This is a genomic window from Bacillus salipaludis (assembly GCF_030938565.1).
Classification (GTDB): Bacteria; Bacillota; Bacilli; order Bacillales; family Cytobacillaceae; genus Neobacillus; species Neobacillus salipaludis_A.
The window spans coordinates 2477024-2501951 of sequence record NZ_JAVGVR010000001.1 but is presented as its reverse complement, the minus strand read 5'-3'; the positions used below and the strand labels follow the sequence as shown (position 1 = coordinate 2501951).

Annotated in this window: 22 protein-coding genes; 3 read left to right on the top strand and 19 right to left on the bottom strand. The window is 38.0% G+C overall.

Going from position 1 to position 24928, the window contains the following annotated elements:
* Positions 1–40 precede the first annotated feature (40 nt).
* From RCG21_RS12310 to thrC, 4 genes are all read right to left on the bottom strand, one after another.
* Positions 41–685, bottom strand: coding sequence for a GntR family transcriptional regulator (locus RCG21_RS12310; protein WP_133332311.1), 645 nt, complete (start codon positions 683–685; stop codon positions 41–43).
* A gap of 118 nt (positions 686–803) precedes the next feature.
* Positions 804–1991, bottom strand: a complete 1188-nt coding sequence (locus tag RCG21_RS12305) for an amidohydrolase (RefSeq protein WP_308913206.1) — start codon at positions 1989–1991, stop codon at positions 804–806.
* A gap of 381 nt (positions 1992–2372) precedes the next feature.
* Positions 2373–3368, bottom strand: coding sequence for an ABC transporter substrate-binding protein (locus tag RCG21_RS12300; RefSeq protein WP_308913205.1), 996 nt, complete (start codon positions 3366–3368; stop codon positions 2373–2375).
* Positions 3369–3676: 308 nt separating this feature from the next.
* Positions 3677–5080 (bottom strand): threonine synthase, encoded by a 1404-nt coding sequence (thrC, locus tag RCG21_RS12295; protein WP_308913204.1) that lies wholly within the window; start codon positions 5078–5080, stop codon positions 3677–3679.
* Between the two features lie 168 nt (positions 5081–5248).
* On the opposite strand from thrC, the gene RCG21_RS12290 reads away from it, so the two are divergent.
* Positions 5249–5488, top strand: coding sequence for a YusG family protein (locus RCG21_RS12290; protein WP_133332315.1), 240 nt, complete (start codon positions 5249–5251; stop codon positions 5486–5488).
* 137 nt (positions 5489–5625) lie between these two features.
* Here RCG21_RS12290 and RCG21_RS12285 read toward each other — a convergent pair whose 3' ends face one another.
* From RCG21_RS12285 to RCG21_RS12270, 4 genes are all read right to left on the bottom strand, one after another.
* Positions 5626–7059, bottom strand: a complete 1434-nt coding sequence (locus RCG21_RS12285; RefSeq protein ID WP_308913203.1) for a GntT/GntP/DsdX family permease — start codon at positions 7057–7059, stop codon at positions 5626–5628.
* A gap of 261 nt (positions 7060–7320) precedes the next feature.
* On the bottom strand, positions 7321–8022 hold the full coding sequence (locus RCG21_RS12280; RefSeq protein ID WP_308913202.1) for a response regulator: 702 nt from the start codon (positions 8020–8022) through the stop codon (positions 7321–7323).
* Positions 8023–8034: 12 nt separating this feature from the next.
* Entirely contained in the window at positions 8035–9624 is a 1590-nt protein-coding gene (locus RCG21_RS12275; protein WP_308913201.1) for an ATP-binding protein, read from the bottom strand.
* Positions 9625–9796: 172 nt separating this feature from the next.
* Positions 9797–12880, bottom strand: a complete 3084-nt coding sequence (locus RCG21_RS12270; RefSeq protein WP_308913200.1) for an efflux RND transporter permease subunit — start codon at positions 12878–12880, stop codon at positions 9797–9799.
* A 97-nt stretch (positions 12881–12977) separates the two neighbouring features.
* On the opposite strand from RCG21_RS12270, the gene RCG21_RS12265 reads away from it, so the two are divergent.
* Positions 12978–13805 (top strand): TetR/AcrR family transcriptional regulator, encoded by an 828-nt coding sequence (locus tag RCG21_RS12265; RefSeq protein WP_133332320.1) that lies wholly within the window; start codon positions 12978–12980, stop codon positions 13803–13805.
* 130 nt (positions 13806–13935) lie between these two features.
* Here the strand turns inward: RCG21_RS12265 and RCG21_RS12260 are convergent, their stop codons facing one another.
* A complete protein-coding gene (locus tag RCG21_RS12260; protein ID WP_133332321.1) occupies positions 13936–14724 on the bottom strand; it encodes a hypothetical protein in 789 nt (262 codons plus the stop codon).
* Between the two features lie 367 nt (positions 14725–15091).
* Here RCG21_RS12260 and RCG21_RS12255 point away from each other — a divergent pair, with 367 nt between their 5' ends.
* On the top strand, positions 15092–15343 hold the full coding sequence (locus RCG21_RS12255) for a hypothetical protein (RefSeq protein WP_133332322.1): 252 nt from the start codon (positions 15092–15094) through the stop codon (positions 15341–15343).
* Positions 15344–15379: 36 nt separating this feature from the next.
* On the opposite strand, the gene RCG21_RS12250 is transcribed toward RCG21_RS12255, so the two are convergent.
* From RCG21_RS12250 to RCG21_RS12205, 10 genes are all read right to left on the bottom strand, one after another.
* On the bottom strand, positions 15380–16615 hold the full coding sequence (locus RCG21_RS12250) for an NAD(P)/FAD-dependent oxidoreductase (protein WP_133332323.1): 1236 nt from the start codon (positions 16613–16615) through the stop codon (positions 15380–15382).
* A 163-nt stretch (positions 16616–16778) separates the two neighbouring features.
* Positions 16779–17075, bottom strand: coding sequence for a ferredoxin family protein (locus RCG21_RS12245; RefSeq protein WP_208025302.1), 297 nt, complete (start codon positions 17073–17075; stop codon positions 16779–16781).
* The gene (locus tag RCG21_RS12240) at positions 17075–18370 is read right to left on the bottom strand and encodes an FAD-dependent oxidoreductase (protein ID WP_133332325.1); all 1296 of its coding nucleotides are present in this window, start codon (positions 18368–18370) and stop codon (positions 17075–17077) included. The genes RCG21_RS12245 and RCG21_RS12240 overlap by 1 nt, the downstream gene beginning before the upstream one ends.
* Positions 18354–19391 (bottom strand): electron transfer flavoprotein subunit alpha/FixB family protein, encoded by a 1038-nt coding sequence (locus RCG21_RS12235; protein WP_133332326.1) that lies wholly within the window; start codon positions 19389–19391, stop codon positions 18354–18356. The genes RCG21_RS12240 and RCG21_RS12235 overlap by 17 nt, the downstream gene beginning before the upstream one ends.
* Before the next feature lie 3 nt (positions 19392–19394).
* The gene (locus RCG21_RS12230) at positions 19395–20219 is read right to left on the bottom strand and encodes an electron transfer flavoprotein subunit beta/FixA family protein (protein ID WP_133332327.1); all 825 of its coding nucleotides are present in this window, start codon (positions 20217–20219) and stop codon (positions 19395–19397) included.
* A gap of 477 nt (positions 20220–20696) precedes the next feature.
* The gene (locus tag RCG21_RS12225; RefSeq protein ID WP_165976135.1) at positions 20697–22007 is read right to left on the bottom strand and encodes a hemolysin family protein; all 1311 of its coding nucleotides are present in this window, start codon (positions 22005–22007) and stop codon (positions 20697–20699) included.
* A gap of 55 nt (positions 22008–22062) precedes the next feature.
* A complete protein-coding gene (locus RCG21_RS12220; RefSeq protein ID WP_133332328.1) occupies positions 22063–22476 on the bottom strand; it encodes a MerR family transcriptional regulator in 414 nt (137 codons plus the stop codon).
* A 243-nt stretch (positions 22477–22719) separates the two neighbouring features.
* Positions 22720–22908, bottom strand: coding sequence for a hypothetical protein (locus tag RCG21_RS12215; RefSeq protein ID WP_133332329.1), 189 nt, complete (start codon positions 22906–22908; stop codon positions 22720–22722).
* Between the two features lie 26 nt (positions 22909–22934).
* Entirely contained in the window at positions 22935–24647 is a 1713-nt protein-coding gene (gene ptsP / locus RCG21_RS12210) for a phosphoenolpyruvate--protein phosphotransferase (protein WP_133332330.1), read from the bottom strand.
* Positions 24647–24913, bottom strand: coding sequence for a phosphocarrier protein HPr (locus RCG21_RS12205; RefSeq protein WP_133332331.1), 267 nt, complete (start codon positions 24911–24913; stop codon positions 24647–24649). Before RCG21_RS12205 ends, ptsP begins: the two co-directional genes overlap by 1 nt.
* Positions 24914–24928: the final 15 nt, after the last annotated feature.

Here is a 24928-nt window from a genome sequence, read left to right as displayed (position 1 = left end):
CTGTTGGACAAAATCGTTTTCCTTAACATTAGTTTATATTCTAGAGCTGCAGGTTCTCCACCTTATGAATATTCCAATGTACGTCTTTCATGAAACTGGCTAATTCAACAGAATCCTTGCTTTTAAAAAGTTCCATCATCGTTCTATGCTCATTATTTATTTGCGATAATCTTTCCTTCAGTTGATCCTTTGGACCAATTTCACCTAAATTTATTAAAAACTTCTTTTCTAATTGCAGCAAAAGATCAACTAGGCTCTTGTTCGGGCAGATTTTTAAATAGACACCATGAAAAGCTTGCTGCATCTTATCATACATCCGGTAATTCTCTGTATTAATGGCAAGATCAATACTTTGGATATAAAATTCCATCTCTTTTATGTCCTTCTCCGTTAAAAGCGGAACCGCCAGTGAAGCAGCCAGACCATCCAATGCACCGATGATGAAATATGTTTCTTCCGCCTCTTGTTTTGTAAGGCTTTTTATGACGAACCCTTTTCTTGGAACATTGTCAAGCAACCCCTCTGATGAAAGCTGTATGAGGGCCTCTCTTACCGGTGTCCTGCTGACTTTCAGCATTTCGCAAATATGATTTTCATTTACCTTTTTACCGGGAAGCAATTTTCCACTGTTAATTTGCTCAACGATATAGTTATACACATGGTCTTTTAGCGATAAATATTCCATTTTTAGAGTCTCCAATTATATTGTATATAATTGGATTTTATATTATTATAGGATTTTTCTCAAATAATTTCTTAAAAACTTTTTAAAAATAGGCAATCACGACATTAAGTATGTCATGTTACTCTAACCCATAGTATCCACAAACAACATACCCTACTGATTTTGCAGCTACAATGAGTGAATCCTCATCAATATCAAATTTTGGATGATGGTTGAAAAAAGGTTTTTCCATACCTTTTGGGGTACAGCCAATATAAAAATAACAACCTGGGATTTTTTCCAAATAATAAGCAAAGTCATCAGATGGTGACATCATTGGATATTCTTCTACTTCCTTTATATCCGGGTCATTCGCATTTTCCAGGTTTTCTTTTACCGCTGCTGTTACCTCAGTATCATTATAAAGTGGCGGATAATCGGAAGTGTAGGTTAACTCACACTGGACACCAAATTCCACTTCAATACCGCTAACAATACGGCGAACCTCTTTTTCAATAATTCCCTTTGTTTCCACCTTCATGTAACGGATATCCCCCTCAAGTTCCACACGGTCTTTAATGACATTGAATGTACCCTTTCCATCAAAAGAACCAATGGTTATAACGCCAGCGTCAAAGGGATTTAACCGTCGGCTTATAATTGTTTGTACGGCTGTTACAAAATAAGACCCTGCAACAATCGCATCGTTTGCCCTATGCGGGGAAGAGCCGTGCCCGCCGACTCCTTGAATCCCAAGTTTAAAATAAGATCTCCCGGCAAACGAAAAACCGCTGTGATAGCCGACATGACCCGCTGGAGCTATGGGAAGTAAATGAATCCCAAAAATATTGTCTACATCATCAAGCTCCCCAGAGTCTACGATACTCTTTGCTCCACCAGGAGGTACTTCCTCTGCATGCTGATGGATGATTTTAATTGTACCAGGTATTTGATCCTTTAATTGAATCAGGCACTCCGCAAGAATCATTAAATAGGCCGTATGCCCATCATGACCACAAGCATGCATAACCCCTTCATTCTTTGATTTAAAGGGAAGCTCTGTTTCTTCCATAATTGGAAGGGCATCAAAATCGGCACGAAGCGCAATCGTTTTTCCAGGCTTTCCACCTTCAATTGTCACGATGATCCCATATCCATTTCCTACATTTCTTTGTACCTCAACATCCTTACCATTGTAATAATCAGCAATATATTGAGCCGTTTTTTCTTCTTTAAAAGATAACTCTGGGTTTTCATGCAAATAACGACGAATCTGAATCATTTCGTCTTTACGAACTTCTAACATTTCGATTAGTTGTTTTCTCATTTTAAAACCTCCCAAAATCGATACCCTATCTATGCATGACTTGCGACTTGTTTATTCAGTGACTGGTGCGGAAGAAATCATTAAAACCTTTGCCCACCGCCACCTACTTATTAGTTACATCTAGTGTGCCCGCAATTGCATTTAATAAGAAGTTAGAAATCGTTGTAAAGATAGAGTAGTTGTTGCCTGATTCACTAACTCCTGCTTAGAAATTATTTGCATTTAGTAAACTGTAAACCAGTTCTTTTAGAATTTTCACTTGAATTATATACCTAGATCAATAAAATACTTCAAATTGTTAACCCAGCAACAAAAAATACCACCTTGTAAACCAAGGTGGTATTTTTCGTAATTTATAAAAGGTTTAAGAAATTAAATCCTTTATTCCCCTACTATTTTAGCATCCTTTAACTGATCATCTGTTAATTTGATTCCTTCCTGCTCAGCCGCTTTTTTATTAATCATCAGCTGAAGGTTTTCTGGGAAACCAACAGGAATTTCGCTTGGTTTCTTACCCTTTAGAATTTCCACAGCCATTTTCCCCGTAGTGTAACCAAGGTCATGGTAGTCAAAACCATACGATGCAAAGGTTCCTCTTTTGACGGAATCCCCTTCACCTACAAAGGTTGGGATCTTTTTCGCATTCGCTACCTTGATAACGGATTCAAGAGCAGATACGACAGTGTTGTCCTTAGGAATATAAAGTACATCTGCACGCCCCACCAAGGATTCAGCTGCCTGCTTTACTTCGGAACTAGTAGAAATCGTCACTTCAACAGATTCAAGCCCTGCTGCCTTAATAGCTTCATTAGCGTTTTTCACATTAACAACTGAGTTAGGTTCACCATTGTTATAGATGATACCCACCTTCTTGGCATCTGGAACAAACTTTTTAATGGCATCAATCGTATTTTTGATCGCTTCTGGATGTGTATCAGAGGTTCCTGTTACGTTACCACCCGGCTTATCAAGACTTTGAACCAGTTGAGCCCCAACTGGATCGGTAATGGCGGTAAACAAGACTGGAATATTTTTCGTAGACTTGACCACAGCCTGTGCGCTAGGAGTGGCAATCGCCAAAATAAGATCATCCTTGTCATCCACCAATTTTTGAGCGATCGACATATTGGTATTCATGTCTCCCTGGGCATTTTGGTAATCTAGCTTCAAGTTCTTTCCTTCTTCATAGCCTGCATCCTTTAGTGCTTTGATAAAACCTTCTCGTGCAGCATCAAGAGATGGATGTTCGACAAGCTGTGTAATGCCTATTTTCACAACCTTCTCTTTTTTCTCCCCAGCGGTTTCTTTGCTTCCTGCTCCGCACGCGGAAAGCAATAATAGCAATCCACAAACGATGATAGCAAAACTTTTCTTCATCTTCTTCCTCCCCAATTTCTTTGACTACATATGTACTTTCTTTTAGAAAAATTGATAAAGTAGTCTTCTATTTTTCTATTGCTAGAAATTTATAATATTCAGATTTTAACACTATTATTTCAATAGGACAATATAATTTTAAGAATTTTTTGTCAAATCATACATCATTTTAGATTTGTACCGGGATAGACCAAGAAACGAGGAAAATTGAAAAGCCCCTTTATGGAAGGGGCTAGATTAAAATATATTTGATTATTAGGCAGAGTCGCCGCCTCTCAGTGACTTATTGTACACCAGGATATTTATAACTAATTAGCAGCAAAACTAAATAGCTTCTCTAACTCCCGAACAATTATTTGATTGTCCGCCTCAATAACCTCTAGATATTGTGGTTTATTAAACAATTGACTGATTTGTTCCGGGAAAGTCTGCTTAATACCACAACGTTCGATTGACTCATTAAATTTAGCTGGATGAGCTGTTGCAAGAGTGACACAAACCTCATTTGGTTCATTGCATACTTCGAATGCAGCAACCCCGCAAGCTGTATGTGGATCTAATAAATAGTTCGTTTCATCATTGTACTTCTTAATCGTTTCTAAGCATTCTTCTCCCACTACTCCATGTGCGGCAAAATCCTTTTTAACTTGAAGAAGCAGCTCCTCAGTTACGGCAATTTTTCCTTCTGCCTTGAATTGATTCATTAACTCCGTTACTTTTCCTGGATTTTCACCAACTAAGTAGTACAGATAACGTTCGAAATTACTGGCAACTTGGATATCCATAGAAGGGCTAAAAGTGCTTTGGAACTCACCTGGCTTGTACACTCCCTCATGGATAAACCCTTCTAAAATATTATTCTCATTCGTTGCAACAATAAGCTTTCCAACAGGAAGACCCATTTTCTTTGCAAGATACCCGGCAAATATATCTCCAAAGTTCCCTGTTGGGACACTGAAGTTAACACTTTTTGCGTTTGTCTCTTTTGCCACTTGGAAATATGCATAAAAATAATAAACGGTTTGTGCTAAAATTCGGACAAAGTTAATCGAATTAATGGCACGGAGATGATATTTATTTTTAAATTCAACATCGGCAAACAATTCCTTAATGATTCTTTGGCCATCATCGAACGTACCTTTTATCGCAAGATTCAAAACACTTTCGTCATGAACGGTCGTCATTTGCAGTTCTTGTACCTTACTTACTTTTCCATGTGGATGCAAAATACAAATGCGAATACCTTCTTTTCCTCTTACGCCCTCAATGGCTGATGCACCAGTATCCCCTGAGGTGGCACCAAGAATATGAATGGTTTCACCTGTTTTCTTGGAAACATAGGAATATAGATTTCCTAAGAATTGCAGCGCAATATCTTTGAAAGCAAAGGTTGGACCGTGGAACAATTCCGACACATACATGTGATCCTTCACTTTTTGGACAGGTGTTACCTCTGGATGGCGAAAAGTTGCATAGCTTTTCTCGATTAATTCCTTTAGCTCGTTATCCGGAATTTCCCCCTCTACATAATAAGAGAAGATTTCATAAGCTAATTCCTGATACGTAAGCTTAGACATTTCCTGCAGTTTTTCAGCAGGAATTTGCGGGATTTTTTCCGGGACTAAAAGTCCTCCGTCATTTGCGAGCCCCATTAAAACTGTATCAATAAAACCAATTTTACTTACATTTCCACGTGTACTTACAAAGTTCATAGGTGATCCTCCAAGCTAATATTATGTATTACTATCGTTACTCAAAACTGGTCGTAAGTCAATATTAAATGCCTGAATATTTCGCTTTTATTTCTACCTTTATATTCCATAAAACTTTAGAAGAAAATGGGGAAACTAGCTGTATCATACTGTAGGAGTTGAAAGAAGATGGCTTTGAAACAACAAAAAATAGATGTGACAGATAGTGTAACCGGGAAAATTAAAAACGGTGAAATGGAGTTATATTTAGAAAATACTTGTATTGGAAAAATCATGCTTTCTGGAAATCTTCAATACGATTTGGATCATCATTTTGAAGCGGACCAGCAAAAAATTTACCAGCACGTTACCATAACAGATGGCCCAGATGCCAAATATACGGATTGTGATGATGGTGGCTGGTGTTAACAAGCTCTTACATTTAAAAAGCCTAGATTTTAAACCTCCAAAACCTAGGCTTCTTTATATTTGAAGAATTTAGTTGGCTGCTAAAGTGAAAAATTCTTCATACAAATAATTAATCTCAGATAGGAGTAAAATTTTATTTAGAAATGGGGTAGTAAATTTAATAGCAGTGCCATAACTAATCCTACCAGTCCTATGATTGATTGAATAACGGTAATCGTTTTAAAGGTTTCTCCCATTGACATTCCAAAAGATTCTTTTACTAACCAGAAGCCTGCATGATTAGCGTAGTTAAAGAATAAGGAACCCGCTCCAATGGCTACTACTAATAATTCCTTATTAATACTAGGATCTGACCCAACTAGCGGTCCCAACAGTCCTGTAGCTCCAACAATTCCCACGGTAGCAGACCCAGTTGTGACAGATAATAACGCAGCGATCAGCCAGCCAATTGCAATGGCAGAGAGTTTCATCCCCGAAGATAGATGGATAATTGCATCACCTACATGGGAATTAACAAGTACCTTTGCAAAGGCACCGCCCCCTGCGATAATTAACAAGATGCTTGCAATAGGCTTAAGACTCGCACCAAATGAATCGCGAAGTCTTTTTGTATCTACTCCGCGTCCATATCCCAATAAAATGATCCCTACGATTAAACCAATAAGCAAAGCAATAACGGGCTCTCCTATAAATTCAGTGATTTTATTAAACATGACCGAATTCTTAAACACCGTTTCAGCTAATGTACGACTTAACATGATAACCATTGGCAGCAAAATAACTACAAATGCGGTTACAGTTGAGACCGGACGGTGTTCTACTGTTGCAGCCAAAAATTTTGAGGCGTCATTTGATACTGAAGTTTTCTCTGATCCTACGGAAGCTGCGGTATATTGTTCAAGTAAAAGTTGATCGGGACGAACGGTCATCCGTGGAGCAATAAATTTACCATATACAGGTCCCGCCAAAATCGCTGAAGGAATTGCACAAATAAGACCATAAATCATCGTAACCCCTAGATTTGATTTAAACCCTTCAATCGCGACAAGAGGACCTGGATGCGGCGGTACCATACCATGCATGGTTGCGAGAGCTGCTATCGCAGGTACGCCTATATAAATGAATGCTGAACCTTTTAAATTCCCTTGCTTTTCCACTTGGGCTGCGACCGAGAAGACAAGTGGTAAAATCATGATCAATCCTACCTCGAAGAACATGGGGATTCCAATAATAAACGCTGCCGCACCTATTAACCATGGTAAGGTTCGCTTGGTGGATCGTTTTAAAATAACCGACGCGATTTGATCAGTTGCACCGGAATCACCCAATAGTTTTCCAATCATGGCACCAATTGCGACCTGCAGTCCGACCCCTCCCAGTGTATGACCAGCACCGTCTTCAATGGAAGTGACAATGGTTTCAGCATCAAGACCTGATGCAAACCCTACACCAATTGAAACCACCAATAATGCTAACATAGGGTGGAACCGTAATTTTGAAACAATAAGGAAAACTAACAGCAAAATACCACATACTGCAACAATGAGCAATGAAATATCATGACCTGTCATAAACTGCACCCCTTTTAATATCGTAAAATAGTAAATTTGAACCTTTGAGCAAGAGAGCGCTCTCAAATCTCCCTAAAATAAAGCTAGATAACGCTTTCAAACCGTCGTTTGAAGAAGCTATTAAGATAACTTTATAGTTTAGGCAGAAAAATTAAAATATTATCTAAATTAGTTGAATTAAAATAATAAACCAAAAATTTACATTTATTGTAAATATAAAAGAAAACAAAAAAAGATTGGCTTTCACCAATCCTCAGGTCATCATTTCTTTTTCCATTTGTATTTACGTTCTGGCCGGCCCACCGAACCATACTGGATATCTACTTCCATTTCATCAATAGATGAAAGATATTCTAAATATTTTCGTGCAGTGGAATCTGTGATTCCAAGAAGGACAGCTAACTCCTCTGCACTTACACTCCCTTTTTCAAAATGAAGCTTGTCACGGACTCTCATCAATGTAAATCGATCGATGCCTTTGGGAAGTTGTTTTTCTTCCCTTAGTTTAGGAGTAGCAGGGTCTGCTAAGGAGAAAAAGGCATCGATTTCCTTCTGAACCATCGTTTTTTTAATCTGAAGCTGCTCCATCGTTAGCTTATATCTAGTCAATTCATTCGTGAACTTCTTAATATCAATTGGTTTAATTAAATAACTAAAAACACCCCCGCGAATCGCCTCTGTAACGGTTTCTGCGTCATTTGCAGCGGTGATGGGAATTATATCTATTCCCCTAATTTTCATTCTAATTACTCGAAGTAAGTCGATGCCATTCATATCCGGCAGATAGATGTCTAACAAAATTAATTGGGGTCTAAATGTATGAAGATAGCCAAGCGCATCCTCCCCTGAATTTGCAATAGCAGAAACCTCAAATCCCTCAATTTTTTCAGTGAATTTTTTATAAATATTTGCCGCAATTGGATCATCTTCAATAATCAAGACCTGAATAGAGTTTCCTGCCATGAACATTCTCCTTTATCTTTTCGGAATCACAAGTGTAAATTTAGAACCTCCCAAAAGGCTGTTCGTGATAAATACTTGACCATTTAATTGCTCAAGGGAATTCTTAACGATGCTTAGACCAATGCCGCGATTTTTCCCTTCTTTGCTTGTATATCCTTCTGTAAAAATAGTATTTTGCTTTTCGTTTGGAATACCGGATCCATTATCTTGAATATCAAAAACAAGATCCCTGCCAATATCGGTGAAAGAGACTATTACTGTTGCCCCCACTTCGTGTTTTTCCTTTGCGGCTTCCATCGCATTATCAATAATATTACCGAGAATGGATACAAGCAGCTTCGTATCCATTGATTCAGGTAGCTCAGAAAGAAGACTTTCTTGATCAATATTTAAGTCTACCTTTAACTCTTTTGATCGATTTATTTTACCTAGCAAACAGGCTACGAGGAAGGGGTCCTTAACAGCTGTCATTAAAAATACGATTGTATCTTGGCGATCCTCCACTTCACTCGATATGAGATCCCTGGCCTTATCGTATTCTTCAATACTTAATAATCCATATATCGTATTTAATTTGTTAAGAAATTCGTGATTGAGGGCTCTAATGTTTTCGGAGTAAGATTTAATTTTTGAAACTTCATCAAACAATTGCTCAATTTCAATTTCTGTACGGATTGTTAGGACAACGCCTGCAATTTCGCTCATTTGTGATACGATTGAAAAATCGATAACAAACACTTGATCACCCAACAGGATCTTTTGATTGGATCTTCCTGTTTTGGTTTCAATAACTTCTTGAATCATTTCTCTTAAACGAGAGGTTTGGATAATCGAATCATGCAGCGGAAAATTCCCCGAAAGCAATTCCCGTGCTCTTTTATTCACAGAAAGTACATGAAAATCACTATCTACCGCTATGATTCCATCCCGAATCGATTCTAGTATTGCTTCCTTTTCTTTAAAAACATAAGAAATTTCCTCAGGTTCGAGACCAAACATTTTCTGTTTTATTCTCCTTGCAATAAAAAAAGAAGCTGCTACTCCCATTACGAGTAGCAATAGAGCGAGTACAATAATTTCTTCTCTATAGGTAAGAATTCTTTTTTTTACATCTACCATTAAGAAACCGACAGAGGAAACACCAATTATCTTTCCCTTTTCATCCAGAATAGGGGTTTTAGCTTTGATCGCAGGACCCGAGATTCCTTCACCAAAATATACAATGGAAATGTGCTGCTTAAAAACAGGCTGATTGCTTGTAGCCATTGATTTACCGATATATTTTGGATTCGGGTGGGAATAACGGATTCCCTGTTTGTTTCCGATCACGATATAACTCGCGCCTGTTTGCTTTCTCATCCTCTCCGTAATCGGTTGAATTTCCTTTGACGGGTTTTCGCTTTTAAAAGCCCGAATAATCCTATCATCTTGTGCTGCTAATTTTGCTACAGACATTGCCTCGTGACCAAGATATTGTGTTGAAAGATCATTAATTATTTTCGTAAAAAAAATAGCTGCTACTACCGTAGTAGTGCAGATAACAATCGATATGTGCAATACCATCTGAGTAAATAATTTCAATTTCCTGTTGGGTAATTTCATATACAGATCTCCATGGTTTGAAAGCGTATTATATTTCTAGTATATCAAATAGGATCTAACGAAAAAGCCATAAGTTTTTTATTTATTGACTAATATGAAAAAGGAGCCGCCCAATTATTTTAGCAGCTCCATAAATTACATTTAAAGATTTCACTTTATAGGTCAGATTTCATTAATTTTCTTGTATTTCTCTACGGTTTTTCTTAAATAATTTTGATAGGACTTCATATACAATTGGTACAACCACTAAGGTTAATAAGGTCGAACTTGTTAAACCTCCAATTACTGTAATCGCAAGTCCTTTTGAAATCAAACCTCCGCCGCCTTCTCCAAGCGCTAATGGGATTAACGCACCAACTGTAGCAATAGCGGTCATCAGGATTGGACGTAAACGCGTTGCTCCTGCTTCTAAAACAGCAGTACGCATACTCAATCCATCACGTTCCATATGGATAATCCGGTCTACCAAAACGATCGCATTCGTGACCACAATCCCGATTAACATCAGCAGCCCCATCATAACGGATACAGAAATGGTTTCACCTGCGATGAATAAACCCACAAATGAACCGATGACGGCAAATGGTAACGAGAACAGGATGGCAAATGGTGCGACACCTTCACGGAAGGTTACCACAAGGATGAAATATACGATGGCAATTGCAGCAGCCATGGCTGCACCAAGTTTCGTAAATGTATCAGACATATCTGCCTGGACACCAGCCACACTAACCGTAACCCCTTTTGGTAAATCAAGTTTATCCACTTTTTTACCGACTTCAGAGGTTACCTTAGAAATATCCTTGCCTTTCACTTTTCCAGAAACAGTTGCGTAGTATTCACCTTTACTGCGTGAAAGCGTATTTAAGGTTGTTCCTTTTTTGACTTTGACAAGCTCGGAAAGAGGAACGTTTTTACCGATTGCTGTTGGGATTTGTTTATCTAACAGATCCTTAATCGATTTAGGCTGCTTCTTTTGTTCTTGCTGAACAATTACATCTAATGCGTTACCGTCTTTTTCTACCGTAGTTAATACATTCTCTGTTTTTTGCGGACTTAGCATTCCAACGAGCTGACCGGTGGTTAAACCGTATTTTATCAATTCATCTTGCGCCACACGGAATGTATATTCAACAAAAGGGTCCTCCGCACTTGAAGTAACATCTTTCAAGCCGTTATTCTTTTTCAAAACATTTTCTACCTTATCAACAGACTTATAAAGTTTATTTAAATCTTCACTATAGAGGGTATAGCTGACCTCATCATTAGAACCAGACATCGAAGAGAAGTTCTGACTCTTCCATTTTCCTGATTGATTCATACCCGCTACATACTTTTCAATTTTCTCTTTCACTTTCGGGAAATTCTTCGTATCCGGATCAAAGATGAGGTACATTAAACCTCCGCCGCCTGCTCCGCCAAACATTGCGGTTGACGTGTCTCCAGCTTCTGTAACTGATACTTGAACGATATCAATATCATCACGTTTTTCCATTTTTTGTTCAACAGCTTTGACGTTTGCTAAGGTATCTTTACGAAGTTCGCCCGCTTTTGGAGTATACGTTAAGTACATCACTTTATCCTCTTGGCTACCCATAAAACTAAAGCCGATTAACGGGGTTAAGGCCAAACTCCCTGCTAATAAAAGGATCGCTAGGATAGAAGCAATCACTTTATGGTTAAGCGACTTGTTAAGAAAACCTTTGTACCATTTTGCTAATTTACCAACTTCTTTATGTTGTTTTTCTGTCTTTTCACCATATAATTTTTTCTTAAATAAGAAGTGAGAGAAAGCAGGAACGATGGTAATGGCCACAAGTAAGGAAGCCCCAAGCGAAAACGCCATCGTTAATGCAAACGGTGCAAATAGCTCCCCGACCATGCCACCAACGAAAATCAGCGGTGCGAATACTGCAACCGTTACTAAGGTTGATGACAGGATTGGTTTGAACATTTCAATTGTTGCCTCACGAATCAGAGCCCGTCCATTTAATGGCTCTTCTTTTAAATGTAATCGTCGATAAATATTTTCAACTACAACGATGGAATCATCAATTACACGGCCGATTGCAACGGTAATCGCTCCAAGTGTCATAATATTCAACGTAATATCCATCCAATGAAGAATCAATAGCGCCATAAAGATGGAAACAGGAATCGAGACGATTGAAATAATCGTTGATTTAAAATCACGCAAGAAGAGGAGGATGATTAATACAGCAATCAACCCACCAAATACTGCTTTTTCAATCATTGTTGTAATGGACTCTTGGATAGGTTTTCCTTGGTCAAGGGTCACATCAATCGCAAGTCCTTCTACTTTTGCTTTTTCATCTTTTATTACCTTTTTCACCTTGTTCACAACATCAACAGTGTTAGCTTGTTGACCTTTGACAATTTGGATCGCAATTGCCTCTTTGCCATTTGTACGTGAAATGGACTGCACTTTACCCACTACATGAATTGAAGCAATGTCACTCAGTTTCACAAATGGCGAACGATTGGTCGCAGAAGGTGTAACTGGAATTAACATATTCTTTAATTCTTTAACTGACATGAACTTGCCGTCGATTGCAACCGCTTGTTCACCTGCTTTAAACTCATAAAGTCCTAATGAAACTGCCATATTACTTGCCTGGATCATTTGTTTGACTTTATCTTCTGTTAAACCGAATTGAGTCATTTTTGCTTTATTATACGTTAAATCTACTTCATCGATGTGCTGACCTGTGATTGTTGCATCCGCAACTCCCTCGATTTTCTTGATTTTGGGAAGTAAACTTTCCTCTACAGTTGAGGTCAATCCAACAATATCCTCTTTGGAACTACTGACACTTAGGGCAACAACCGGCATCATGTTCATACTTATCGCTGATGTTGTCGGCTCTTTTGCCCCATCTGGCAATTTCACATTCTCTAATGCAGATTTTAGTTCCCGTTTTGCTTCGTCCATATCAATACCATATTCGTATTCCACCTGAATACTAGCCATGTTAGAATAGGAATTGGAATAAACGGACTTTACGTGATCAAGACCTTCTACCGCCTTTTCGATTGGCATTGATATATCTTCCATTACATTCTTGGGAGTCGCTCCCGGGTAAACATCCGTTACCATTAGGTAAGGAATCGATATATTCGGAATAGTCTCCATGTTCATTCGTGTGCCGGAATATATACCGGAAACCGTAATGATGATCGTGAGCAGCCAGACTGCCAATTTATTTTGAAGAACAAAATTAACTAACCCTTTCACTTTTACACCTACCCATAATTGACTTAATAAACTCAATTCCTTATAATAATGACCAATCGGTCAATTGTCAAACGAAAGGTAATAGGAGTGCGATTTAATGGTTAAAAGACAACTAATTATGGAAAAGGCTTTAGAACTCTTTGCCAAGCAAGGATTTGAAGCCACTTCTGTTCAACAAATAACTGATTATTGCGGCATATCCAAGGGGGCATTTTACCTTTCATTCAAGTCAAAGGACGAATTAATTATCGCATTAATTGATCAATTTATGATGCAAATTATTTCTGATATTGACTACTTAGTCATAAATTCGAATGTTGAAAAGCTTTTATATGATTTTTATTATGCAATCTACTATAATTTTCAGAAGCATTCGGATTTTGCAAAGGTTATTATGAAAGAGCAGTCACAAACCCTTAATAAAGAACTCATTTTGAAAATGAAGTACTATGATAAATTAATTGAGAAAAGTATCCTAAGGATGATTGAACGGTTATATGGGGATGAAGTGGAAGAAATACAATATGATTTAATGTTTTCCATTAAGGGATTTATGAATACTTACTCACAATTATTTGTATTTTACAATGTTCCACTTGATTTGCAATTACTTTCGGTATCATTAGCGGAAAAGACAAACTTATTGGCTCAACATATGACCATTCCATTTGTTTCTAGGGAACTTCTTCATTTGCTGGAGCCTCTTAATGAGGAAATCACGGGGGAACAAATTCTTGATAATCTTGAACAAATAATAGGGGAAATGGATGAATCGATTGAAAAAGAATCGTTAATGCTGTTAAAACAGCATCTGCAAGAACCGGTATACAGTATAGCTATTGTTAAAGGGTTAGTGGAAAATATTCGAAGTCATCCACATTGTAAATGGATTTCTTATTTGCTTCGAGGGTATTATGGGTTTTAAAAACTAAGGGTCAATTTCCTCTTCCGATCACTGATAACCTCTTTTGCTAACTCGAGATTCCCTTCCTAGCAAAAGAGGTTTAATAGATTATTCTATTCATTCGAAAAATAAGTTACGTTAATTAAATTCCTTAATCCCTGTTACTATTTCTAAAATGATCATAGTCAGTTTTAATATAATGAAAGGCTGCGGCATTTCCGCCATGGTCTGGATGGGTTATTTTTAATAGTTTTTTATAGCTTGTTACAATCTCTTTTTCGGTTGCTGTTTTGGAAAGACCTAATTTTTGGCGAAAATGATGCGTTTTAGGTTGTGAAGTACTTGGTTTACTCTCAGGGATTCTTTTTGTTCTATAAGAAGGATCTTGTTTTAATTTTAAAATTTCATTGCGTAAATCCCTGTTTTCTCTTAGTAAATTCATGCTTTCGTTCTGTATTTCACTTTTTTCACTCTCGAGGATAGCAACTTCTCTATTTAATTTATCTCTTTGCTGTTTTAAGGTATATATGGAAGTTTTGTGGAGTTGCTCCATTCCTTTAATATGTTCATTTTGAGCATTAATCTTTTCTTTTAATTGCTGGATAATCTTCAATTGATCTTGAGGATTATTTAAAAATGGATTGGTCTCAGCCCTACTGGGATCAGTAACTGTGTTCTTCTTCCTATTCCTCACGTTTTTAATTTTCCCTTCACTCAGCCAGCGTCCGACAATTTGTGCACTGTCACTTTCAGCTACTCCAGCATCCTTTAACATGAATAATGCTTGTTCCATATTATCAATTATGTATTCATTATTTCGGTTTCCTTTTCCTTCGAAATAAATCTTTCTTTCGCGCAGCCATCGTCTAATCGTAACAATACTCGTTTCTTCTTTGACGCCTGCATCCATTAAGAGGGCATAAGCTTGATCTGTATTCAAAATATTCTCCTCCCTTTTGTAAAAATCACCACTCAAGAGACCAATCTATTTATTTCTTAATACTATATAAGGAAACGAAAAAAGTGAATGGATAAAAATTACTAAACATGACCTCCTTCTACACTATTTTTGTAAAGGTTGTATTAAAGGACAATGTTGATTTGAAAAACGTTGATTGGAGCGGAAATCAACAACCAAGTTTAACAGAGTTTTTATAAAAACTGTAAAATAAAATACAAATAGCCTATTTTGTTTGTTGACATAACTTATTGAACAATATATGTACTTTTTGGCAAAAATCACAAAAACAAACAAAGGTGGATTATAATTTAAACAAACACCTTCACTTGTCAAGGAGATGGAGAAAATGAACACACTATTTATTCAATTAACATGGTGGGAAATTGCTTTATTGGGAATTTACTCATTTTACACAGTGATCAGGGCGTTTTGGATTTTTGACAGCGGCTTACGGCAGGCAACCATCGGAAAAAGCAGAGATATCAAGTTATATCACATCTTATGGTCTGTCATCGATATCCCTGCCATTATTTTAGGTACATTATTTCCTTTATTTAAAAGGCTATTTTCCATTACAATTGTCCATTTAAAACATTAAAAGAGAAGTTGCTTGGAAAAATTATATACTGTAAATTCAAGAGAAAGTTCCTATAATCCTTTGGAGTTCTTTTTCAAAATCCGCAGGTTCATTGGCATAATTATAGATTCCTAGAAATTTCTCGATGGCAGATGGATGGGTACTAATGATTTTATTGATAGCATCTTGTTGTTCTGTGATAATTTCATTCTTAGAAAGCTCACAGCCCATATAAAAACGAACAATAAATTCTTTTTCCATTGATTTTTGATACTTTTCAGCTAATGGTTCCCATTCATTTGTTTGCCAATTATTATTTTTAATTAAGATATCTGCTAAGATTTGAGCCCCACGGATTGCATCATGGATTCCTTGAGCCATTGCCGGATCCTTAAAACAAATGGCATCTCCAACCAATGCCCAACCAGCACCCATTCCCTGGTACCAATAATTATCATAGCCAATCAATCCTTTAATTGGTTCTGTCAATTTTGAATCCTTTAGACGATAACTTAATGTTGTGTTTAGAAAATAATTATCGATAAATTGACGAAAACTACTTTCTGAATCTTCTTTAAAGTTATCAACCAAGGTCTTATTTTCTACAGGAAAATTAGCAACCACTACATATAAATCATCGTTTGTAGGAAAAAAAATCGCCATTTTATCCTTTTTCTTATATACCTCAAATTTAGGAACAGAATCATGATGAATCCCTGAGAAATATCCGAAATAAATGGCAATTTTGGAAGGACTGCTGATTTTCAGTTGACTCTTTACTAGTTTTCGAATCTTAGAGTTTCTTCCGTCCGCACCAACCACCAAACGAGCTCGGTACTCTTGTACCTTTTTAGACCTATCTTCCCCTTTTACACCTGCTACTGTATTTTCATCATAGATTACATCTGTAACTCGAAACCCTTCGATTACTTTAATATTTTTATAGGATTTTGCTTGGTTAAGCAAGATATGATCCAGATGGGTTCTTCGAATACAATAAGCAGTATCCTCGTCATCAACCACAGGTATTGGACCTTCAATCACGGTGTCCTCGAACTGAAATTTAATTCTCCGGACAGGTGTGACATTTGTTTCTAATAGTTGCTCCAATACCCCCATCTCCCTAAGAATCACTGTCGTGTTATTAAAGAATGTATTGGTTGACAAGGTATCACTTGGAAAGGTTGTACGATCCACAAGCAGTACCTGAAAACCTGCTTCAGCAAGCTGGATAGCCAAAGCTGCTCCTGCACACCTCGCTCCTGTGATGATCACGTCATAATTCTTATTCATTGTATCCCTCCATTTGTCTATTTAAAATAACTTCTTGAATGGTTTAGCTGTTCCTTTTTTGAAACAGGTGATAGCAAAAAATGTATTACCCAATCAAATTATTCATCCTTCAACAAAGGAAAGGACTATCTAAATAGATAGCCCCATAAATATAAATCTAGTGTTATCCTAACCTGAAAACTATCCCGTGGCCGCCCTTCGGATACTCCCATTTAATATTCTGATGCGGACAGCCAATCCGACAGCTGCCACATTCATGACAGCCTTCATACCCAACATGCATGCGGATATCTTCCCATTTATATACCTCAGCCGGGCAAAAAATGGTACAGATTTTATCGGGGCATTTCGTTAAACAAATATCATTATCTTTTACATGGAGATGTGATTTGGTATCGGCATTAAAGCGAACAAGATATTGCTTTTCTTCGATAGACTGAAATTTTTTCTGTTCACTCATTATTTCATCACCTTCCAGGCTTTATAAACATCGCGGGCAAGTTTCATCTTCTCTTTCGCAGATCCTATACCTCTTATGACTTTCTTTTGTTTCTCCCATTTGGACGATCCATCAACGGTAAACATTTGACTTGCAGCTTTATTGATCATTGGAATATACTCTTCAAAATATTGCGGGAATTTATTAAAATGATGGGTTGAATCTTTATATTTTTTCATATCTTGGCCGACAAATCCTGCAAATAATTTTTCTTTATAGTGGCTGAGCATACTTTCAGAAAAATTTTCCGATTGCATTGCTAAAAGAACCGTTTCCGCAGCCAGTCTGCCAGAAGTCATCGCCAAATTCGAACCTTCCCGATGAATTGCATTGACCAACTGGGAAGCATCCCCGATGACGATGACGCCGTTCCCGACAATTTTCCCCATCGAATTAAATCCGCCTTCTGGAATCAGGTGAGCTAAATACTCTGCTGGCTCACTGCCTTGAATATACGGGCGGATCATCGGATGGTTTTTTACATATTCAAGTAAGTCATATGGTTTTATTTTATGTTTAATCATCCCTGATAGAAGTGTCCCGACACCAATGCTTAATGTATCTTTATTGGTATACAAAAACCCTGTGCCGAGAATTCCTTTTGTGGCATCTCCAAATAATTCAATCGTGCAACCCTGATTTTCTTCAAGGTTGAAACGGTCTTCAATGATTTTCTTATCAAGCTTCAAAATTTCCATCGTGGCCAAGGCCGTTTCTTCTGGTTTTAGCTCTTTGTGAAACCCAAGCTTTTGGGCCAAAAGTGAGTTCACCCCGTCTGCTAAAACGACGACATCTGCATAAATATCTCCGTCTGGACGATCTGTTCGGACACCTATTACCTTTCCATTTTCAACAATACATTCTAATACGACGGTTTCGCATACTAAAATTGCACCTTGTTCGACCGCCTTCTCGGCAAACCACTGATCAAAATTTGCTCGTAATACGGTAAAGTTATTGTAGGGTTCCTTGGCCCACTCCAAACCTTTATAACTAAAGGTGACAGCAGACTCCTTATCCATCATCATAAATCGCTGCTCAACGATCGGACGTTCTATCGGAGCCTCCTTATAGAACTCCGGGATAATATCCTCCATCATTTTTCGATAGAGGACACCCCCCATGACATTTTTGGAACCTGGGTACTCTCCTCTTTCAATAAGCAAAACGTTTGCGCCGCCTTTTGCTAAATCATGGGCACAGGAGATCCCTGCAGGCCCTGCCCCGACGACTATACAATCAAACTTCTCCGGCATAGCTCTCTACCTCCTCTCTTGATAATGCTTTCTTAAACTGTTCTATTAATACTGGTACAATCTGAAAGGCATCACCGACAATTCCATAGTGACAAGATTGGAAAATAGGCGCTTCCGGATCTTTATTTATGGCAATGATCAAACCGGAGTTTTTCATCCCAACGACATGTTGAATCGCTCCAGAGATTCCTATTGCAAAATAAATCTTTGGCGTGACCGTTACCCCGGTCTGCCCAACTTGGTGAGGATGAGCGATCCACCCCGCTTCCACTACATCCCGGCTGGCACCGACAGCTCCGCCAAGCGTATCGGCTAAATGGTGAACTAACTGAAACCCTTCTGCACTCCCCAACCCTTTTCCTCCGGCAACGATAATATCTGCCTCGTCGATTCGGACCTTTTTTGTGGTTTCCTTCACAATTTCTAATACTTTTGTCCGAATATCTTCTTCTTGTAAGGAAATGGTTTCTTCAATAATCTTGCCAGATCTGCCTGATTGCGGAGTCAGCGCCTTCATGACCTTGGCACGGACCGTTGCCATTTGCGGGCGATATTTTTTACAAAGAATCGTCGCCATAATATTTCCCCCAAAGGCTGGGCGGCTGGCTAAAAGTAAACCGGTTTCCTCTTCCACATCCAACTCGGTCGTATCTGCTGTTAATCCGGTTGGCAAGTCGGTAGCGACCGCACTGGCTAGGTCTTTTCCGGTTGAGGTTGCACCGTAAAGGATAATTTCAGGTTTATATTTATTGGAACAATCTAGAAGCGCCTTCATAAAAGATTCTGTTCGGTAATGTTTAAAAATCGGCTGATCGTAGACATAGGCAGAATCCGCTCCATATTCAAAAATCGTTTTAGTTAAAGATTTAATATTTTCCCCGATTAAAACGCCCGCCAGCTCACATCCACGTTTATCGGCCAATTTCCTCCCTGCCCCTAATAGCTCAAGAGAAACTGGAGCAATTTCCCCGTCTTTTTCTTCGATAAATACCCAAACACCTGAATAATCTTTAAAATCCATCCATTATCCCTCCTTGACCGTAAACAATTCTTTCTTTTCAAGAATGACGGAAAGCAATTGGTCCACTTGTTCTAATGGATTGCCTTCAATCATCGTTCCCCCTGCTGGCGGCGGCGGTGCCCATACTTTCGAAACAATGGTGGGAGATCCTTTCAACCCAAGCTGTTTAATATCCACACCCTCCAAGTCATCAACAGACCAGATAATCGGCTCGTATTTCGCTGCTTTTAACATGTTCGGAAAAGAAGAATAGGGAACTTCATTGATGGTTTTTTCAACAGAAAATAAACAAGGTAAAGTGGATTTTATAACTTCAAAACCGTCCTCCAATTTGCGATGGACAATAGCATACCCCTCGTCTTTATTAATTTCCACTACTTTGTTCACCGACGTAAGCGGCGGAATATCGAGCCTCCTCGCAATTCCAGGGCCGACTTGACCGGTATCTCCGTCAATGGTCATTTTCCCACAGATGACGAGATCCACAGGATTGGTTTTTGAGATTTTTTCTAAGGCTTTCGTAAGAGCATAACTGGTTGCTAACGTATCCGCTCCGGCAAATCTTCGGTCCGTGATCAAATACCCTTCATCAGCCCCTATTTCAATACATTTTTTAATCGCCTTCACCGCTGGCGGCGGACCCATCGTTAGGACAGATACCGTTCCACCATACCGCTCTTTTAGTCGGACGGCCTCTTCGACCGCATGGGAGTCGTAAGGATTTAAGATGGCAGGTGCCGTCCTGCGGTCCATGGTGTTGGTTTTTGGATTCATTTTAATAATTTTCGTGTCAGGTACTTGCTTAATACAGGCCACTATATGTAGCATAGAGTTCCTCCTTATCAATAGAAAAGTGCAAGGCATTAAAAGATGGTTGAGTAACTGCCTTTATGCTTTTCGGCATTTTAGATTACAATACTTAGTTGGAATTGGGTGAACGGTGTGGAACCATCTATAAAAAAACTAGAAAACTTGTACCGATTAGACACAATAGATGGCTATTCATTTTAACTATATTAAGGGAGTTGTACTAACATTCGAGTTTTAAGATAAATTCTTTTTATTTTGATGTGTTAAATTTATCTGGTGATTTCCGCTTCAGGCACAAGCGGTTCGCGGGCGTTCCGGGGAGCCTCCTCGTCGCTTACGCTCCTGCGGGTCTCCCCTGCCCCGTACTCCCGCAGGAGTCTTCGTGCCTTCCGCTCCAATCAACTGGGTTAAAGTTCAACGATGTCCTTTTTCCATGTAATTAATCTTACATATTTAAATCAAAAAAAATCCCTCTAAAATAAGAGGGATTCTGCATTAAACAAGGACTTCCTGTTTTACTGACTTTACTATTTCTAATGATTTGATATGGTAACCATCCACTTCAAGGACTTTAAATTCGTGATGACCATGACAAATAATTTCGCCTGCAGTCACGTCCATCTTTTGGGATAAAATCCATCCGCCAATGGTATCAATATCCTCATCGTCTATATCTAAACCAAATAAATCATTTATTTCTTCAATAAGGACTTTACCATCTACAATCGTTTTATGTTCATTAATTTTATTAATTTCCGGTACTTCGTCTGCATCAAATTCATCCCGTATCTCACCAACAATCTCTTCGAGAATATCCTCAACTGTCACTAAACCAGCGGTACCACCATATTCGTCTAAAAGAATTGCCATATGAACACGTTCTTTTTGCATTTTAACTAATAAATCGTGGATTGGAATTGATTCAATTACTTGGATGACCGGACGAACATAATGTTCAACAGTAGTTCCTAAACCCTTTCCTTTAATAAATTCAGTCATGACTTCTTTAATGTTCAACATTCCGACGATGTTATCCTTTTCTCCATCAATGACTGGGTATCTCGTATAATTTTCCTCTGTAACAATTTTAAGACACTCTTCTAATGATTGTGATTTATCAAACGCCACAATTTCAGTACGGGGAACCATTATTTCTTTTGCAATACGATCATCAAATTCAAAAATATTGTTCACATATTTATATTCAGACTGATTAATTTCCCCGCTTTTATAGCTTTCTGAAATAATGATTTGGAGCTCTTCCTCAGAGTGAGCAGCTTCGTGTTCGGAAGCAGGTTTCAATCCAAAGATACCTGTAATCAAACGGGCTGAGCCATTTAATGCTTTTATAAAGGGATACATAATTTTATAAAAAAGCATCATTGGTCTCGCAAAAAGTAATGTAACCGTTTCTGCTTTTTGTATCGCAAATGTTTTAGGGGCAAGTTCCCCTACTACGACGTGAATAAATGTGACTACAGCAAATGCGATAACAATCGATGCAATACTTGAAACGGATTCTGGCAAATTAAGGTTTACTAATAAAGGATGTAGAATATGATCCACTGTAGGTTCACCTAACCAACCTAATCCTAATGCGGTAACGGTAATCCCCAACTGACATGCGGATAAATATTCATCAAGATTCGAAACAATTCTTTTGGCCGCAATTGCATTCTTGTTTCCTTCGCCAACAAGCTGATCAATTCGTGTACTGCGGACTTTCACAATGGCAAATTCATAGGATACGAAAAATGCCGTAAATGCAATTAAAATTGCAATGATCATTAAATTAATAATTATCAATAATCTCCTAACTTACTAGTAAGTTAGGAATACACCTCCTAGTATTCTAAAACGTTTAATCAAATAATAATAACAATGTTTGAGCCAGTATAACCCCCTGTGAAGAAAGCTTATTTACAAGCATTTCTTTTTCAGTTTGGTTTAATTTTTGAAGAATAGGCTCAATCACCTTTATTTCCTCTTTAAGATGTCCCATAAGGATAGCAATTTGTTCACAATGTTTTTCTACTTTCACTTTATCAATCCCATTATCGGAATTTAGCATTTTAATAGAAGATTTAATTTCCTCAAGTGGCATATTAAGAGTTTTATAATGTTCAACCATTTCCAAAATTTTAATACAATCTTCTCCATACAATCGGTAATTCGAATCCGTTCTCACAGGGTTCAGTAAGCCTATTTGGGTGTAATAATCAATGGTTCTTTTAGAAATACCCATTATACGTGCTAATTCACCAATTCGATACAACTTCCCAACTTACTCACCCCTTTTTTGTTATGTTAACTATATCACAATCAAAACCATACAGTCAACGTGATAGTTTAATAAAATCACAGTTAACAAAAATGTGTTTAGAAATCATTTATAGAACTAAAAGAAAAGCATTAAACCAAAAAAACCTCCTTAACTAATTGAATTTCCACTTTAGTAAGGAGGCTAAACAATATTTTTAATATTAAAAAACGACTCAATGTAAAAAGTATATCTTTATTACCTTTTTGAAGATACAACCCCTGTTTTCTCAACAACCATTGGCCAGCTTAATTTTAATCTTCGGCAAATGGTTGTACTTAAAACCAGGCCTTTTTTCTTCAACAAATCATAATCCCTTTGGTTCGTTGAACCGATCCGAAGCAATTCCTCTTTTAAATCTCTAAGGGTTTCTTCATTTGATTTCAAGAAAACCACCCCCTAAAAAAAAGTATTTATTTTGTTGTATATTTTACCGCTTCAATAACCTGGGAGGTAGTTTGCATAGTTAAAACTTCTTCTGCAAGCTTTTCCATGTCCGATTTTTTCAAGTTACATATGAGTGAACGGGCTTTTAAAATAGAAGTGGCACTCATTGAAAATTCGTCAAGGCCAAGGCCAAGAAGTATTGGAATTGCCGTTTCATCTCCTGCCATTTCTCCACACATTCCAGCCCATTTACCTTCAGCATGTGCTGCATCAATCACCATTTTTACTAATCGTAAAATCGATGGACTATACGGTTGATAAAGATAGGCAACCCTTTGGTTCATCCGATCTGCTGCCATTGTATATTGAATTAAATCATTCGTTCCTATACTGAAGAAATCCACTTCTTTTGCGAATTGATCTGCTAAGATGGCAGTTGAAGGAATTTCAACCATAATACCAAGTTCAATCTTTTGGGCTATTTGTAATCCTTCAGAAACAAGCTTTTGCTTTTCTTCTTCCAAGATAGCTTTAGCAGAACGGAATTCATCGAGTGTTGCAATCATCGGGAACATGATCTTTAAGTTTCCATAAATGCTTGCTCGCAGCAGGGCTCGAAGCTGAGTGCGAAAAATATCTTGTTCTTCCAGGCATAGACGAATGGCACGGAATCCTAAAAATGGATTCATTTCTTTGGGTAAGTCTAAATATGGAAGTTCTTTATCCCCCCCGATATCAAGTGTCCGAACGACTACTGGCTTTCCATTCATTCCTTCTAATACAGCCTTATACGCTTCGAACTGTTCTTCTTCTGTTGGAAGTTGATCTCTGCCCATATATAGGAATTCAGTCCGATAAAGTCCTACACCTTCCCCACCATTTGTCATAACCCCTGTTAAGTCATTCGGTGTACCAATGTTAGCCGCTAATTCAACGTGGTGGCCATCGGCAGAAACTGTTTTTTCGTTGACAAGTTTTGCCCATTCCGCTTTTTGAATTTCATATTTTTCAGCCATTTTACGAAATTGCTCAACCACTTCAGTTGTTGGGTTAATGTGAACCTCCCCCTTTAAGCCATCCACAACCACTAGATCGCCATGGTTGATTTCCTCTGTAGCTGTTTTTGTACCAACAACAGCAGGGATTTCCATTGAACGGGCCATAATCGCTGAATGCGATGTACGACCCCCGATGTTCGTCGTAAATCCTTTTACAAATTGTCGATTTAATTGTGCTGTATCAGATGGCGTTAAATCTTCTGCCACCATGATAACTTCTTCACAAATCATTCCTGGATTCATCATTTGAACACCTAGTAAATGCGAGAGAACACGTTTTGTCACGTCACGAATATCTGCAGCACGTTCTCTCATATATTCATTATCCATTTGTTCAAACATCATAATGAACATATCTGCCGTTTCGCTTAGGGCAGACTCTGCATTTACTTTCTCAGTATAAATCTTATCTATAATCGGACCCGTTAATTCAGGATCATTCAAAACAAGAAGATGCGCTTCAAAAATGGCTGCTTTATCTGCACCAAGGTCCACTTTGGCTCTGTCGCGAATGGCTTCAAGCTCTGAATTTGCTTTCTTTACTGCGGCATTGAAACGTTCTACTTCTGCATCAGTATGATCAATCGTTTTCTTTTCAAAAGATAAATCTTGGTCAACGTGACGATAGGCCTTGGCAATGGCAATCCCATTTGAGGCAGCAATTCCATGTAAGAAGCTCATTATTCAGCCAAACCTTTCTTTGTTAAGATTTCTTCGAGGCTTCTTAATGCCTCTTCCTCATCACTGCCTTCTGCAGAAATGCTGATTTCTGCCCCTTGACCTATGCCTAAAGACATTACACCCATAATCGATTTTAAGTTTACACTTTTTCCTTTGTATTCCATATTAATTCCAGAATCAAATTTACTTGCAGTTTGAACTAATAGTGTCGCCGGTCTTGCATGAATTCCTGATTCTTCTATTATTTTAAATTGTTTTTCTACCATCGTTAAATCTAACTC

Bases quoted from the DNA above. Each gene is read 5' to 3' on its own strand.
- RCG21_RS12310 (WP_133332311.1), bottom strand. From the start codon at position 685: ATGGAATATTTATCGCTAAAAGACCATGTGTATAACTATATCGTTGAG.
- RCG21_RS12305 (WP_308913206.1), bottom strand. From the start codon at position 1,991: ATGAGAAAACAACTAATCGAAATGTTAGAAGTTCGTAAAGACGAAATG.
- RCG21_RS12300 (WP_308913205.1), bottom strand. From the start codon at position 3,368: ATGAAGAAAAGTTTTGCTATCATCGTTTGTGGATTGCTATTATTGCTT.
- thrC (WP_308913204.1), bottom strand. From the start codon at position 5,080: ATGAACTTTGTAAGTACACGTGGAAATGTAAGTAAAATTGGTTTTATT.
- RCG21_RS12290 (WP_133332315.1), top strand. From the start codon at position 5,249: ATGGCTTTGAAACAACAAAAAATAGATGTGACAGATAGTGTAACCGGG.
- RCG21_RS12285 (WP_308913203.1), bottom strand. From the start codon at position 7,059: ATGACAGGTCATGATATTTCATTGCTCATTGTTGCAGTATGTGGTATT.
- RCG21_RS12280 (WP_308913202.1), bottom strand. From the start codon at position 8,022: ATGGCAGGAAACTCTATTCAGGTCTTGATTATTGAAGATGATCCAATT.
- RCG21_RS12275 (WP_308913201.1), bottom strand. From the start codon at position 9,624: ATGAAATTACCCAACAGGAAATTGAAATTATTTACTCAGATGGTATTG.
- RCG21_RS12265 (WP_133332320.1), top strand. From the start codon at position 12,978: ATGGTTAAAAGACAACTAATTATGGAAAAGGCTTTAGAACTCTTTGCC.
- RCG21_RS12255 (WP_133332322.1), top strand. From the start codon at position 15,092: ATGAACACACTATTTATTCAATTAACATGGTGGGAAATTGCTTTATTG.
- RCG21_RS12250 (WP_133332323.1), bottom strand. From the start codon at position 16,615: ATGAATAAGAATTATGACGTGATCATCACAGGAGCGAGGTGTGCAGGA.
- RCG21_RS12245 (WP_208025302.1), bottom strand. From the start codon at position 17,075: ATGAGTGAACAGAAAAAATTTCAGTCTATCGAAGAAAAGCAATATCTT.
- RCG21_RS12240 (WP_133332325.1), bottom strand. From the start codon at position 18,370: ATGCCGGAGAAGTTTGATTGTATAGTCGTCGGGGCAGGGCCTGCAGGG.
- RCG21_RS12235 (WP_133332326.1), bottom strand. From the start codon at position 19,391: ATGGATTTTAAAGATTATTCAGGTGTTTGGGTATTTATCGAAGAAAAA.
- RCG21_RS12230 (WP_133332327.1), bottom strand. From the start codon at position 20,219: ATGCTACATATAGTGGCCTGTATTAAGCAAGTACCTGACACGAAAATT.
- ptsP (WP_133332330.1), bottom strand. From the start codon at position 24,647: ATGAGCTTCTTACATGGAATTGCTGCCTCAAATGGGATTGCCATTGCC.
- RCG21_RS12205 (WP_133332331.1), bottom strand. From the start codon at position 24,913: ATGGTAGAAAAACAATTTAAAATAATAGAAGAATCAGGAATTCATGCA.